This is a genomic window from Donghicola mangrovi, assembly GCF_013377535.1.
GTDB lineage: Bacteria > Pseudomonadota > Alphaproteobacteria > Rhodobacterales > Rhodobacteraceae > Donghicola > Donghicola mangrovi.
Genome location: NZ_JABCJE010000003.1, coordinates 399,810 through 413,327, shown reverse-complemented (window position 1 = coordinate 413,327; position 13,518 = coordinate 399,810). Strand labels below are relative to the sequence as shown.

14 protein-coding genes are annotated in these 13,518 nt (G+C 61.7%); 9 read left to right on the top strand and 5 right to left on the bottom strand.

Going from position 1 to position 13,518, the window contains the following annotated elements; translation table 11 throughout:
- Positions 1-10 precede the first annotated feature (10 nt).
- Positions 11-943 (bottom strand): TRAP transporter small permease subunit, encoded by a 933-nt coding sequence (locus HJ536_RS09935; RefSeq protein WP_176853277.1) that lies wholly within the window; start codon positions 941-943, stop codon positions 11-13.
- Between the two features lie 105 nt (positions 944-1,048).
- A complete protein-coding gene (locus HJ536_RS09930; protein ID WP_177157581.1) occupies positions 1,049-2,137 on the bottom strand; it encodes a TRAP transporter substrate-binding protein in 1,089 nt (362 codons plus the stop codon).
- A gap of 236 nt (positions 2,138-2,373) precedes the next feature.
- On the opposite strand from HJ536_RS09930, the gene HJ536_RS09925 reads away from it, so the two are divergent.
- The 6 genes from HJ536_RS09925 to HJ536_RS09900 all read left to right on the top strand — a co-directional run bounded on the left by HJ536_RS09925 (position 2,374) and on the right by HJ536_RS09900 (position 7,705).
- Positions 2,374-3,813, top strand: a complete 1,440-nt coding sequence (locus tag HJ536_RS09925; protein WP_177157580.1) for a cache domain-containing protein — start codon at positions 2,374-2,376, stop codon at positions 3,811-3,813.
- A complete protein-coding gene (locus HJ536_RS09920) occupies positions 3,810-4,457 on the top strand; it encodes a response regulator transcription factor (RefSeq protein WP_176853280.1) in 648 nt (215 codons plus the stop codon). Before HJ536_RS09925 ends, HJ536_RS09920 begins: the two co-directional genes overlap by 4 nt.
- Positions 4,458-4,712: 255 nt before the next feature.
- Positions 4,713-6,467 (top strand): acetolactate synthase 3 large subunit, encoded by a 1,755-nt coding sequence (locus tag HJ536_RS09915; protein ID WP_177157579.1) that lies wholly within the window; start codon positions 4,713-4,715, stop codon positions 6,465-6,467.
- Positions 6,468-6,553: 86 nt separating this feature from the next.
- Positions 6,554-7,117: an acetolactate synthase small subunit gene (gene ilvN / locus HJ536_RS09910; RefSeq protein WP_176853282.1), complete on the top strand. Its 564-nt coding sequence runs from the start codon at positions 6,554-6,556 to the stop codon at positions 7,115-7,117.
- A gap of 68 nt (positions 7,118-7,185) precedes the next feature.
- Positions 7,186-7,323 carry a hypothetical protein gene (locus tag HJ536_RS09905; RefSeq protein ID WP_177157578.1) on the top strand — a complete coding sequence of 46 codons (138 nt, stop codon included), beginning with the start codon at positions 7,186-7,188 and terminating at the stop codon, positions 7,321-7,323.
- A 37-nt stretch (positions 7,324-7,360) separates the two neighbouring features.
- The gene (locus tag HJ536_RS09900; protein WP_177157577.1) at positions 7,361-7,705 is read left to right on the top strand and encodes a TfoX/Sxy family DNA transformation protein; all 345 of its coding nucleotides are present in this window, start codon (positions 7,361-7,363) and stop codon (positions 7,703-7,705) included.
- On the opposite strand, the gene ndk is transcribed toward HJ536_RS09900, so the two are convergent.
- Entirely contained in the window at positions 7,702-8,124 is a 423-nt protein-coding gene (ndk, locus tag HJ536_RS09895; RefSeq protein WP_176853285.1) for a nucleoside-diphosphate kinase, read from the bottom strand. The genes HJ536_RS09900 and ndk overlap by 4 nt on opposite strands.
- Positions 8,125-8,324: 200 nt before the next feature.
- On the opposite strand from ndk, the gene HJ536_RS09890 reads away from it, so the two are divergent.
- The 3 genes from HJ536_RS09890 (at position 8,325) to HJ536_RS09880 (ending at position 11,510) form a co-directional block, all read left to right on the top strand.
- Entirely contained in the window at positions 8,325-10,178 is a 1,854-nt protein-coding gene (locus tag HJ536_RS09890; RefSeq protein ID WP_177157576.1) for an ABC-F family ATP-binding cassette domain-containing protein, read from the top strand.
- A gap of 65 nt (positions 10,179-10,243) precedes the next feature.
- Positions 10,244-10,870 (top strand): MarC family protein, encoded by a 627-nt coding sequence (locus tag HJ536_RS09885; protein WP_176853287.1) that lies wholly within the window; start codon positions 10,244-10,246, stop codon positions 10,868-10,870.
- A gap of 55 nt (positions 10,871-10,925) precedes the next feature.
- Positions 10,926-11,510: a retropepsin-like aspartic protease family protein gene (locus HJ536_RS09880; protein WP_177157575.1), complete on the top strand. Its 585-nt coding sequence runs from the start codon at positions 10,926-10,928 to the stop codon at positions 11,508-11,510.
- 4 nt (positions 11,511-11,514) lie between these two features.
- Here the strand turns inward: HJ536_RS09880 and HJ536_RS09875 are convergent, their stop codons facing one another.
- Entirely contained in the window at positions 11,515-11,973 is a 459-nt protein-coding gene (locus tag HJ536_RS09875) for a DNA polymerase III subunit chi (protein WP_177157574.1), read from the bottom strand.
- Positions 11,974-11,977: 4 nt separating this feature from the next.
- Positions 11,978-13,444: a leucyl aminopeptidase gene (locus tag HJ536_RS09870; RefSeq protein WP_177157573.1), complete on the bottom strand. Its 1,467-nt coding sequence runs from the start codon at positions 13,442-13,444 to the stop codon at positions 11,978-11,980.
- Positions 13,445-13,518 lie beyond the last annotated feature (74 nt).

The following is a 13,518-nucleotide window of genomic DNA, read 5'->3' as shown; positions in this document are numbered from 1 at the left end:
CCGCCTTGAGTTAATGGGTGCCTTCGTAGGCTTCTTCGCCTTCACCCAGCGTATCGCGGTCTACAAAGCGGCCGGCAGAGTCCGGGCCCTCTTTGAATTCCAGATAGGAACGCCAGAAGAACGCGCAGGCATGGAGGAACACCATACCAGCGAAGGTCACGAGCAGGATTTTGAACAGGAAGTAGCCGGTAAAGCCGTTGGCCGAGAAACCGATGGTTTCCACGTTCCAGCGCAGGGCGCGGGCTTTCATCACCATGCGGTCCAACTGGTCCGAAGCCGAGGGCTTGGGCACGATCAGGTGGCGCCACAGGAAGAACCAGCCGTACATCCAGATGATGGTGGCCAGCGGCATCATGAAGATCATGGTACCGACCATATCCATCACGCGCTGGGTGCGGTGGCTGACCGACGCATAGATCAGGTCAACGCGCACGTGGCCGCCCTGAACAAAGGTGTAGCTGACGCACATCGCAACCACGATGGCGTTCCACAGCTTCAGTTCCTCGGACCACCAGCTGACGTCAAAGCCGATCGGAATGCCGAAACCCAGCACCACATCGGGGCGGGCAAAGATACGCTGCATCAACACGATGACCGTCTGCTGGAGAACCATGATCAGACCGGCCCAAGCCGCAAACCGGCCCGCCGCGTTCGCAAACGCCTCGAGCCCGCGTACGCAGGCCCACATGAAGTTGTTCTTCCACACGCCGATGGCTGTCAGCAGCAGGAAGGTCGTGAAGATGACAAAGAAAAATTCAACCGAGCCGCCGTAGTAAACAAAGCGCACAAGCGACTCTTTGTTCGACCAGTCCAGCCAAAGGCCGGGATGCGACACAGCATAGAAGAAATTGTAGAAGGCCATTGCGATGTTGGACAATGCCCAGACAAGGCCGTCCCACACCGAGAGCAAGGCGCCCCCCAGCCCGATGCTTTCCTGTTCCATGATGTCCCCGATTTCCCGCCTGAACGCGGGCTATTTTTGCGGATCCCCTCCGCACGAAATTAGGGCACCGCACGACGGCGGTGCCCCGGTATGCAACGGCTGTGATTAGCCGCGGTTCAGAACGCGGTCACGCTGCTGAACGTATGCGTTGTCTGCGCGCTGCAGCCATTCCGAGCTCGACTTCATCGAGGCTTCGAAGCTGGCACGGATTTCGGCGTACATCGGATCGTCCATGAATTCGTCCATGGCTTTCAGCGATGCGGTGCCGAACAGGTCCCAAACGTCGTCGGTGAATTCCATCAGCTTGACGCCCTGGCTCTGGATACGCTTCAGCGCGGCTGCGTTGTTCGCGATACCCTGGGTCAGGCTGTGTGCGGTCGCGGCCTTGGCTGCGGTTTCCATGATCGCCTGCTGCGAGGGGGTAAGGCTGTCCCAGATGTCGCGGTTGAACGCAACCGACAGGGCCGAACCCGGCTCGTGGAAGCCCGAGGTGTAGTAGAAGTTACAGACTTCCTGGAAGCCCAGACGTTCGTCCGCGAAGGGACCGATCCACTCGGCACCGTCGATCGCGCCCGAAGCCAGCGCCTGATAGATTTCGCCGCCAGGGATCGACTGGACCGATGCGCCGGTCAGACCCAGAGCGCGGCCACCGATGCCGGGCATACGGAACTTCAGACCGTTGAAGTCGTCTGCCGAACGGATTTCCTTGCGGAACCAGCCGCCGGGCTGCATGCCGGTCGAACCTGCGTGGAACGACTTCAGGCCAAAGATTTCACCCAGCTGGTCGTACAGTTCCTGACCGCCGCCGTGGTACATCCAGGTCGACAGTTCCTGCGCGGTCGCGCCGAACGGAACCGAGGTATAGTAGTAGTAGCCGGGGTGCTGGCCGCCAAAGTAGTAATCTGCCGAGTGGTACATGTCGGCCTGACCCGACGATACGGCGTCGAACACTTCGAAGCCGCCAACCAGTTCGCCCGCTGCTTTCTTGTCGATGGTGATCTGGCCATCGGTCATCGCGCTGACGACGTTGTTGAAGTACACGGCCGCGTCATCGAACACCGCGAAGCCATGGGGAACCGAGGTCACCATGGTCAGAGTACGGTTGCCCTGCGCAATTGCGGGTGCTGCCAGCGAGGTTGCCGCAGCCGCAGTACCGCCAAGTGCCGAGGTCTTCAGAAAAGAACGACGATCCATATGGTCTCTCCTCCCAATTATTGCCCGGCCTTTCGGCGGGCGGATCGTTATCAGGTGGGGGAACCCTAGCGACGGATTGCCGATTGGCAAATACCAAGTTCTACGTAGTTTGCTCTATCTGGATAGATTTCTTGACCAAAATCAGGGACTTTTTCGCAATAAAAAGCTCCGGTTCGCGCAACTTTCCTGTCCGCCCCCGCTTGATCTTGGACCTGACCCATGACCGAATCAAATCCATGAAACGGATTCTTACGCGCTTTCACCTCAGTTATGGGCAGAAACTTTTCCTGCTGGCGACGCTGCCCCTGATCGGGGCGGTGGCGGCAATCTCGGTCATTGTGGCGCTGCAATCGCGCGAGCTGGCCGAGCGCGAAGTGCGCACCCTAGAGGCGCAGCTTATTAACGTTAAAAAGCAAGAGCTTAAGAACTACGTCACGCTGGCGCGGAACAGTTTCTACTACATTTACGGGAACGCCGCCCCCGATGACGAGACCGCAAAACGCAAGGTCATGCAGATTTTGGCGGCGATGATTTACGGCTCCGAAGGGTTCTTTTTTGTCTACGATTATGACGGAACGAACCTCGTTAGCCCGCGCCAGACGGACATGATTAACCAGAACTGGATGGGCCTGAGCGATTCGGAGGGCACGCCTGTGGTAGACGAACTGATTCGGATTGCCCGTTCCGGTGGTGGCTATCACACCTATCTGTGGCCCAAGCCCAGCACCGGCCAAGAGGCCCAGATGATCACCTATGTGACCAGTTTCCCCAGTTGGCGGTGGGCCGTCGGGACCGGCGTTTTTGTGGATGACGTGATCAAGACCGTGGCCGCCTCGCGCTCCGAGGTCGAGGCCCGCGTGCGGCGGACGTTCATCTATATCGGCGGGATTACCTTGGCCTCATTGCTGCTGGTGTTTGGCACGGGGATGCTGATCAACGTGCGCGAACGCCGTTTGGCCGATGCCAAGCTCAAAAGCCTGACCCAGCGTGTGTTCGATGCGCAGGAAGAGGAACGCGGCCGCGTGGCCCGCGAGTTGCACGACAGTATCAGCCAAATCCTGGTCGGCGTCCGCTACGGGCTGGAACTGGCCAAGAAGCGGTTCGCCAACAACGACCCCCGCGCCCCCGAGGCGATGGACCGCGGCATCGACAGCCTGTCCGGCGCGATCCAGGAGGTCCGGCGCATCAGCCGCGACCTGCGCCCCGGCGTGCTGGACGATCTGGGCCTTGGGCCGGCGCTCAAGGCGCTGACCGATGACTTCAGCACCCGCACGGGGATCGAGACCAAATTCTCGACCGTGGTGTTCCGCAACCGTCTGGATCAGGACGCCAAGATCGCCCTCTATCGGATCGCCCAAGAAGCCCTGACTAACGTCGAGCGCCACGCAGGCGCCACCGAGGTCACCATCGACCTGCGTGGCCACCGCAGCGGCGCGACCATGACCATTTCCGACAACGGCCACGGGTTTGAAACCGCGCGCCATGCCAGCCCGCGTCAGGGCCTTGGCCTGCGCAACATGCAGGAACGGGTCGAACAGCTGGAAGGGTCAATTTCCATTCAGTCCAGCCGCGCGGGCACGCGGATTACGGCCTCTGTCCCCCTCACCCACTTGTTGCCGCCGGAAACCGGCAGTACCTCGGGCAAGAGCAAATTGGCCAAGGAGGCACAGGAATGACCCAGTCCCCCATCCGTATCCTGATCGTGGATGACCACCCCATGGTCGCCGACGGGATCGAGGCCATTCTGGAAGGCTACGACGATATTCAGGTCGTCGGCGTGTTGGGCAATGGTCAGGACGCCATTGACCAGTTCGAAACTCTGGACCCCGATGTAATCCTGTTGGACCTGAACATGCCCGGCGTGGGTGGCCTGACCGCGACCGAGATCATCCTCGAGCGCCGCCCCGACACCCGCATCCTGATCCTGTCCATGCACGACACGCCCGAATACATCAGCAGCGCCCTGTCCCACGGGGCCCGCGGCTATGTTCTGAAAGATGTCCCCACCGAAGAGATCAAGACCGCCATCGACGCCGTCATGCGCGGCGAACGCTACCTGTGCACCGGCGCGCGCGGATCCCTGACCCCAGAGGAAACCGGCGACCGTGAACCCCTGACCTCGCGCGAGCAAACGGTGCTGTTGCAGCTGGCTCAGGGGAAATCGAACAAAGAGGTCGCGGCGGAACTGGACATCTCGGTCCGGACGGTCGAAACCCACCGCAAGAACATCAAGCGCAAGCTGGGGATCAGCTCGACGGCGGGGCTCACGCGCTATGCTTTGGAACACGGGGTTCTGCAAGGGACAGGTCACGGACTCTGACCCTTCGCAATAATTTTATTTCAAACATGCCCATTCCAGCGAAATTTCCTACAAATGCGGTTGACCTCGGTTTTAGGCGCTTTTAATCAGGGCGCAGCAAACGGAGAGCCCCTATGGACCAGTCGGTCGTACTAGTCGTGGAGAAATGGCGCATGGGCCGGTAACGGACACCATAACGGTACCCCATGCGCCCCCGAGAAGATCGGGGGCTTTTTTGTTTCAGATAGAATTGACGTCGTAAACGGAGACACGCAGATGACACGTCAGATGACCGGAGCGAAAATGGTAGTCCAAGCCCTGAAAGATCAGGGTGTGGAAGTCGTGTTCGGATACCCCGGTGGCGCTGTGCTACCGATCTACGACGAAATCTTTCAGCAGAACGATATCAAGCACATCCTCGTGCGTCACGAACAGGGCGCGGTTCACGCCGCCGAGGGCTATGCCCGCTCGACCGGCAAACCCGGCGTTGTTCTGGTGACCTCGGGCCCCGGCGCGACGAATGCTGTGACCGGCCTGACCGATGCGCTGCTTGATTCTATCCCGCTGGTGGTTCTGTCGGGTCAGGTTCCGACCTTCATGATCGGCTCGGACGCCTTCCAGGAGGCTGACACCGTTGGCATCACCCGCCCCTGCACCAAGCACAACTGGCTCGTCAAAGACACCGACAAGCTGTCCGCGATCATCCACGAGGGTTTCCACGTGGCAACCAGCGGCCGCCCCGGCCCCGTGCTGATCGACATCCCCAAGGACGTCCAGTTCGCATCGGGTGAATACACCGGCATCAAGCAGGCCCGCACCAGCCACTACCAGCCCAAGGTCAAAGGCGACCTCGAGATGATCACCGAACTGGTGGCCGCCATCGAGAAAGCCGAGCGCCCCGTGTTCTACACCGGCGGCGGCGTCATCAACTCGGGCACTGGTGCCAGCCAGCTGCTGCGTGAACTGGTGGATGCGACCGGCTTCCCGATCACCTCGACCCTGATGGGTCTGGGGGCCTATCCTGCTTCGGGCAAGGGCTGGCTGGGTATGCTGGGGATGCACGGCCTTTATGAGGCGAACCTCGCGATGCACGGCTGCGACCTGATGATCAACATCGGCGCCCGTTTCGATGACCGTATCACCGGCCGCATCGACGCGTTCAGCCCCAAGTCCAAGAAGGCGCATATCGACATCGATCCCAGCTCGATCAACAAGGTGATCCACGTGGATATGCCGATCGTTGGCGACGTTGGCCACGTTCTGGAAGACGTCCTCAAGGTCTGGAAGGCCCGCGGCCGCAAGACCAACACCGAGGGTCTGGCCAAGTGGTGGAAGCAGATCAACGAATGGAAGGCCGTGAACTGCCTGAGCTACAAGCAGGAAGGTCCGACCATCAAGCCGCAGTACGCCCTGCAGCGTCTGGAAGCCCTGACCAAAGGCATGGACCGCTATGTCTGCACCGAGGTTGGCCAGCACCAGATGTGGGCCGCGCAGTACCTTGGCTTCGAGGATCCGAACCGCTGGATGACCTCGGGCGGTCTGGGCACCATGGGCTACGGCCTGCCCGCTTCGGTTGGCGTGCAGATCGCACACCCCGACGCGCTGGTGATCAACGTCGCCGGCGAGGCAAGCTGGCTGATGAACATGCAGGAAATGGGCACCGCGATGCAGTTCCGCGCGCCCGTGAAGCAGTTCATCCTGAACAACGAACGTCTGGGCATGGTGCGCCAGTGGCAGCAGCTGCTGCACGGCGAGCGTTACTCGCACTCGTGGTCGGAATCGCTGCCTGACTTCGTCAAGCTGGCAGAGGCCTTCGGCTGCAAAGGCATCCTGTGTAAGGACCCCAAGGATCTGGACGACGCGATCATGGAAATGATCAACTACGACGGTCCGGTGATCTTTGACTGTCTGGTCGAGAAGCACGAAAACTGCTTCCCGATGATCCCCTCGGGCGAGGCACACAACAAGATGCTGCTGGGTGACGTGAACGCGACCAACGCGATCGCTGGCTCGGGCGCAGTGCTGGTCTAACGGCAACAGAACATCAAGGCGGCGGGTGCGCCCGCCGTCCCCATTGGCAGGCCCCGCCTGCTGTTCAGGGAAGAGGAATTTAGGACATGTCGCCGCTAAACATCAAAAAAGGCTCGTCGAAACATTCGGCCTATGCGCTGCGCGCCAACTTTGCCGAAGGTGAAGAGACCCACACTCTGGCCGTTCTGGTCGACAACGAAGCGGGCGTTCTGGCCCGTGTGATCGGCCTGTTCTCGGGCCGTGGTTACAACATCGAAAGCCTGACCGTGGCCGAAGTTGACCACGAAGGCCACAAGAGCCGCATCACCATCGTGACCACCGGCACCCCCCAGATCATCACCCAGATCAAGGCACAGCTTGGCCGTCTGGTGCCCGTCCACGACGTGCACGACCTGACCGTCGAGGGCCCCTCGGTCCAGCGCGAACTGGGTCTTCTGAAAGTTGCCTGCACCGGCGAAAAGCGCGTCGAAGCGCTGCGTCTGGCAGACATCTTCCGCGCCAAAGTCGTGGACAGCACCCTGTCGAGCTTTGTGTTCGAGATCACCGGTGCCCCCGACAAGATCGACGCCTTTGCCGACCTGATGCGCCCGCTGGGTCTGGCCGAAGTGGCGCGAACTGGGGTGGCCGCACTATCGCGTGGCGCGTCCTGATATCCGTTTGCGGGACTTTTCGGAACCAAGCTTCCTTTCAATACTTGTCTTATTGAAAGGAGGCACCCATGCCGGACAACACCGCACCAGACCCCGACCCCAAAGCCAAACAGGCCACCGAGTCTTCTGATCGCCAAGAGGGCTCGAAATCCAAGAAGAAGGCCGACGCGCCTGACTTCATCTTTACCGACTTCGCCAGTATCTGAAGTATGGGAACGCCAGCGTCCCCTGCTATAAGGGGGCATGGCGACTCCGGTTACATCCATCAAGAACATCGGGCCTGCTCAGGCCAAAGCGCTGGCGGCTGCCGGCATTCACGACGCCGAAACCCTGCGGGAGATCGGCGCGCACGAAGCCTATGGGCGCATGATGGCCGCGGGCCAACAGCCTCATTTCATTGGGTATTACGTGCTGGTGATGGCGCTGCAGGGGCGTCCGTGGAACGACTGCAAAGGCAAGGAAAAAGAGGCCCTGCGCGCGGCGTTCGACGATCTGAAAGACGCCAGACATGACAAGGGCCGCTCCGAGCTGGAAGCGGCCCTCGATATGATCGGGGTCATTGACCCCAGAACCCGTAGGAAGGCTTAGCCGACCAGTTCCAGGCCCGAGAAGAAGAACGCGATTTCGTTCGCTGCGGTTTCGGGAGCGTCCGAACCGTGAACCGAGTTCTCGCCAACCGACAGAGCGAATTCTGCGCGGATGGTGCCAGCTGCTGCGTCTGCGGGGTTGGTTGCGCCCATGACTTCGCGGTTCTTCGCGATTGCGCCTTCACCTTCCAGAACCTGAACAACGACGGGAGCCGATGCCATGAACTCGCACAGTTCGCCGTAGAAGGGACGCTCTGCGTGCACTTCGTAGAACTTGCCTGCCTGAGCGGGGGTCAGGTGGATGCGCTTCTGGGCAACGATGCGCAGACCTGCGTCTTCGAACTTGGCGTTGATTTTGCCAGTCAGGTTGCGGTTGGTTGCGTCGGGCTTGATGATGCTGAGGGTGCGTTCGGTAGCCATTGGAAACCTCTTTGGAGTTAGAGCTTAGCGGGCCGAAACCCGCGATCCCGCGCCCCCTAGCATGGAAAAGATCGTGGGGGAAGACGGCTTTGATGGCGTTAACGTGGGTTATCCGTGAATTTCACGCAGGTTTCATGATTTCCCGCCAATCCCGCGAATGGCCGCTTTCCGAGGGCACCGCGCTCTGCTAATCGCGGGACATGCTCAAGATTTCTGACCTCTTCTATTCGATCGAAGGCCGCCCCCTGTTTGAAGGGGCCAGCGCCACCATTCCCGACGGCCACAAAGTGGGTCTGGTCGGCCCGAACGGCACAGGGAAAACCACGCTGTTCCGCCTGATCCGCGGAGAGTTGACGCTGGACAGCGGCGACATCAGCCTGCCCTCGCGCGCCCGCATCGGCGGCGTCGCACAGGAAGTTCCGGGCAACGAGGTCAGCCTGCTGAACACCGTTCTGGCCGCCGACACCGAGCGCGCCGAACTGATGGCAGAGGCCGAAACGGCCACCGACCCCAACCGCATCGCTGAAATCCAGACCCGTCTGGCCGACATTGATGCCTGGAGCGCCGAGGGCCGCGCGTCGACCATCCTCAAGGGTCTGGGCTTCGATTACGAGGCGCAGCAGCGTCCCTGTTCGGCCTTCTCGGGCGGTTGGCGGATGCGGGTGGCGCTCGCGGCGGTGCTGTTTTCGGCGCCTGACCTGCTGCTCCTCGACGAACCGACCAACTATCTCGACCTCGAAGGGGCGCTGTGGCTTGAGGATTACCTCGCCACCTACCCCCACACGGTCATCGTCATCAGCCACGATCGCGGCCTCTTGAACCGCGCCGTGACCGAGATCCTGCACCTCGAGGATCGCAAGCTGACCCTGTACCAAGGGGGCTACGACCGCTTTGCCAAAACCCGCGCCGAACAGCGCGCCGTTCTGGCCGCCGCGGCCAAGAAACAGTCCGCCCGCCGCGAGCATCTGCAATCCTTTGTGGACCGGTTCCGCGCCAAAGCGACCAAGGCAAAACAGGCCCAAGCCCGCCTGAAAATGATCGAAAAGATGGAGCCCATCAGCGCCCCCGAAGAGGCGGCCAAGCGGGTCTTCACCTTCCCCGAGCCCGAGGAACTGTCGCCCCCCATCGTCGCGATGGAAGGGGTCGAGGTCGGCTATGGCGACACCCCGATCCTCAAGCGCCTGAACCTGCGCATCGATCAGGACGACCGCATCGCCCTGCTGGGCAAAAACGGCGAAGGTAAATCGACCCTGTCGAAACTGATCGCCGGCCGGCTGGAGCCGATGGCGGGCAAGCTGTCGAAATCATCCAAACTGCGGATCGGGTTCTTTGCCCAGCATCAGGTGGATGAGCTGTACGTCGATGAAACGCCCCTCATGCACCTCCAGCGCCTGCGCCCCGAGGAACATCAGGCCAAACTGCGCGCAAAACTGGCGGGCTTTGGCCTTGGGGCCGATCAGGCCGAGACCGAGGTCCGCAAGCTGTCCGGCGGCCAGAAGGCCCGTCTGTCCCTGCTGCTGGCGACCTTGGATGCGCCGCACCTATTGATCCTCGACGAACCGACCAACCACCTTGATATCGAGAGCCGCGAGGCCCTGGTCGAGGCGCTGACCGCCTATTCCGGCGCGGTCGTTCTGGTCAGCCACGACATGCACCTCTTGGGCATGGTCGCGGACCGTCTGTGGCTGGTCAAAAACGGGCGCGTGTCCCCGTTCGAGGACGATCTGGAAGCCTATCGCAAGCTTCTTCTGACCAGCGACACCCCTGCCCCCGCCAAGGCCAAAGCCGACGACAAGCCCAAGCGCCCCGGCCGCGACGCCATGCAGGCGCTCCGTTCGGACGTACGCAAATGCGAGGAACGGGTCGAGAAGCTGCTGGAAATGAAGGACAAGCTCGAAGTCAAACTGGCTGACCCCGACCTCTATGACCCCTCGCGCATGGACGAAGCCGTTCAGTGGCAAAAGAAAATGGCCGAGGTCGATGAAGCGCTCGTTCGGGCCGAAGGCCTGTGGGAAGACGCCCTGATGAAGCTAGAAGAGGCCGAAACCACCTAAGGCCCGAAATCCTTGCGCCACAGCGGGGCTGGTGTTCCGTCCCGCAGACCCGACAGGAGCCCGACATGGATACCAATTTCCTGATCACCGCGTTCGCGACACTGTTCGTGATTATTGACCCGATCGGCCTGACCCCGCTGTTCGTGGCGATGACGCAGGGCATGTCCCCTGCCCGCCGCCGCGCCATCGGGATCCGCGCCTGCACCATCGCGGCCTGCATCCTGTTCGCGTTCTCGATCTTTGGCGAGGCGCTCTTGGGCTTCATCGGCATCTCGATGCATGCGTTCCGGATTGCGGGGGGCATCCTGCTGTTCCTGACTGCGCTCGACATGCTGTTCCAGCGCCGCACCAAACGGCGCGAGGATCAGGCCGAAGAGGCCGAAGAAGACCACGAGCATGACCCCTCGGTGTTTCCCATCGCCATCCCCCTGATCGCCGGTCCCGGTGCGATTGCCACCATGATCCTGCTAACCGGCCAGACCGAAGGCGTTCTGGGCTATCTGTCCGTGCTTGCGGTGATGCTGGCGGTGCTGTCGATCATGCTGGCGCTGTTCTTTACCGGCGGGATGATCGAGCGCGCCTTGGGCCGCGTGGGCATCAACGTGGTGACCCGTCTCTTGGGGATGCTGCTGGCGGCGCTGTCGGTGCAGTTTGTACTGGACGGGCTGCGGGGCTTTGGCTTCGCGGGGTGACAAACCGCGATCGGTTTCTTACATCTACACCGCCTCGTGTTTGTGAAAGGTTCCGATGTTCACCGATCTGATTTCTGACGATTACGCCAATATGGCGTATCTGGTCGTTCTCCTCTGCGGTTTACTGGGCTTTGGGTTGTTGCGGATGATGCGCAACCCCGTGCAAACCCTGAAAAGTGTCGTGATCTGGATCGTCCTGTTCTGCATCATCGTCGCAGGCGTACAGATCATGGAGGAGCGCGAAGCCCCAACCGCGCAGTATTCAGCCGAGGCGCAGACCGTCACGGTGGGCCGCTCTCCGGACGGGCACTTCTACTTGACGCTCGAGGTCAACGGCACCCCCACAAGGTTCGTCGTGGACACAGGCGCGACGGCGATCGTCTTGAAAAAGAAAGATGCCAAACGCGCAGGGCTTCCCGTGGACACATTGCCCTACAACGGAATCGCCCGTACCGCGAATGGCGAGGTTCGGACGGCGCGGGTAACTCTCCAGACTTTGGCGCTGAAAGAGTTCACAGATCAGAATGTCCCCGCCTCGGTGAATGGCGGCGGTCTGGATGTGTCGCTGCTGGGAATGCAGTATCTGTCGCGGTTCTCGTCCATCGAGATCAAGAACGATACGCTGATCCTGACCCGCTAAGGCGTTACTTTTCCGCCTTTTTCTCCCACCGGCCGGATTCTTCGGACCAGTATTGCGCCGAGCACCCCGCATCGGTCAGGGATTTCCACTGCCCCCGCGCACGGGTCAACTGGTCGTGGTCATAGCCGTCGAAGACGATGCACACGCGGTCAAGCGCATTCACCTCGGTCGGGGCCACATCGGCTCCGTCGATGGCCATCAGGCAGGCGGCCCCGTTCGGGATGTCCGCACCTGCGGTCAGCAAAACGGGCTGGAGCGCATCATGCGCCCCGCCCGCCAGTCCGTGGGGCAGGAAGTGATCCTCCGGCCCCATCCAAAGTTTCTGGTCCAGCCATTCCAGACGGCCCACTTGCGTGCCGCGCACCGCGACACGCCACCCGTTCCCCAGTGACCGGTCGATCAGCAGGGACAGCGCCTCGTCCAGCGAGGATCGCGTCAGGTGATAGAAGAAGGCCGCCCCCACCGGATCAGCCCTCGTACTGGTCGCGCACCAGACGGTCCAGCGCCATCACGCCCCAGCCGCTGGCGCCTTTGGGGTGGAGGATGTGCTCGGCACGGCTGGCGACCCCGGCGATGTCCAAGTGGATCCACGGGGTCTCTTCCTTGACGAACCGCAGAAGGTACTGCGCCGCCGTGATAGAGCCTGCAGGGCGACCACCCACGTTCTTCATGTCAGCAATCGGGCTAGCGAGCTGTTTGTCATAGGCCGGTGCCAAGGGCATCCGCCATGCGCCTTCGTTTTCGGCGCGGGCGGCGGTCAGGAAGGCATCGCAGAACACGTCGTTGTTGCTGAAAACGCCCGCATGTTCGTGGCCCAGACCGATGATGATCGCGCCGGTCAGGGTCGCCAGATCGATCACGCCTGCGGGGTTGAAACGCTCTTGGGTGTACCACAGGGCGTCACATAGCACGAGGCGGCCTTCGGCGTCGGTGTTGATAATCTCTACGGTGTCACCCTTCATGGTGCGGACGATGTCACCGGGGCGGGTGGCGTTGCCGCTGGGCATGTTCTCGACCAGACCGATGATGCCGACCACGTTGGCCTTGGCCTTGCGCAGGGCCAGCGTCTTCATCACGCCGGTCACAACGCCAGCGCCGCCCATGTCCATGGTCATGTCTTCCATGCCAGCGGCGGGCTTGAGGCTGATGCCGCCGGTATCAAACACCACGCCCTTGCCGACCAGAGCCAGCGGCGCGTCGCCCTCTTTGCCGCCCTTCCACTGCATAACGACCAGCTTCGAGGGGCTGACAGAGCCCTGCCCCACACACAGCATCGCGCGCAGGCCCAGTTCAGCCAGCTTGTCCTCTTCGAGGATCTCGATCTCGACCCCCAGATCGGCCAGCGCGGCGGCGCGGTTGGCAAATTCGGTGGTGGTCAAAACGTTTGCAGGCTCGGACACCAGATCGCGGGTCAGGAACACGCCCTCGGCCAGAGCGGCCTTGGGGGCGTAGGCGGCGGTTGCCGCGTCCACGTCAGACACCATGACCTGAAGGCCCGCAGGAACGGGGCCCTGATCGCCGGTCTTGTGATCGGTGAACGTGTAAGTGCGCAGAACGGCCCCCAGCGCGACCTCTTCGGCGTGCTTCAGGCGGGCGGCTGCCAGAATGACGGGATCGGTGCCACGGGCGCGGGCCAGCGCGGCGCCGGCCTTGCGGCTGTCATCAGCGCCAGCCTTCTTGTCCAGCACGACGATGTCCACGGCCTTGGCGTTGCCGGCGGGATAGGACAGGGTCACGACCTCGCCTGCCTTGCGCTTGGCCCATTTCTCGTCGCTGACGGCTTTTTGAACGGCACCCTTGGTGTTGCGGTTCACCCGCTTGGCCAGCATGTCCAGCTGGCCATCGGGGCCCACAAAGACGGCAATCCGCCCCTCGGCGGCATCCAGCAGATCTGCATCGGCGGCGATAAATTCTACGGCAACGGGTTGCGTCATCGGGTTCCTCCTTGTTTATCCCAGACCTAGCCCGCACAGCCGGGTTTTGCCAGATACCAGTTTGCACCCGTCGG

Bases quoted from the DNA above. Each gene is read 5' to 3' on its own strand.
- HJ536_RS09935 (WP_176853277.1), bottom strand. From the start codon at position 943: ATGGAACAGGAAAGCATCGGGCTGGGGGGCGCCTTGCTCTCGGTGTGG.
- HJ536_RS09930 (WP_177157581.1), bottom strand. From the start codon at position 2,137: ATGGATCGTCGTTCTTTTCTGAAGACCTCGGCACTTGGCGGTACTGCG.
- HJ536_RS09925 (WP_177157580.1), top strand. From the start codon at position 2,374: ATGAAACGGATTCTTACGCGCTTTCACCTCAGTTATGGGCAGAAACTT.
- HJ536_RS09920 (WP_176853280.1), top strand. From the start codon at position 3,810: ATGACCCAGTCCCCCATCCGTATCCTGATCGTGGATGACCACCCCATG.
- HJ536_RS09915 (WP_177157579.1), top strand. From the start codon at position 4,713: ATGACACGTCAGATGACCGGAGCGAAAATGGTAGTCCAAGCCCTGAAA.
- ilvN (WP_176853282.1), top strand. From the start codon at position 6,554: ATGTCGCCGCTAAACATCAAAAAAGGCTCGTCGAAACATTCGGCCTAT.
- HJ536_RS09905 (WP_177157578.1), top strand. From the start codon at position 7,186: ATGCCGGACAACACCGCACCAGACCCCGACCCCAAAGCCAAACAGGCC.
- HJ536_RS09900 (WP_177157577.1), top strand. From the start codon at position 7,361: ATGGCGACTCCGGTTACATCCATCAAGAACATCGGGCCTGCTCAGGCC.
- ndk (WP_176853285.1), bottom strand. From the start codon at position 8,124: ATGGCTACCGAACGCACCCTCAGCATCATCAAGCCCGACGCAACCAAC.
- HJ536_RS09890 (WP_177157576.1), top strand. From the start codon at position 8,325: ATGCTCAAGATTTCTGACCTCTTCTATTCGATCGAAGGCCGCCCCCTG.
- HJ536_RS09885 (WP_176853287.1), top strand. From the start codon at position 10,244: ATGGATACCAATTTCCTGATCACCGCGTTCGCGACACTGTTCGTGATT.
- HJ536_RS09880 (WP_177157575.1), top strand. From the start codon at position 10,926: ATGTTCACCGATCTGATTTCTGACGATTACGCCAATATGGCGTATCTG.
- HJ536_RS09870 (WP_177157573.1), bottom strand. From the start codon at position 13,444: ATGACGCAACCCGTTGCCGTAGAATTTATCGCCGCCGATGCAGATCTG.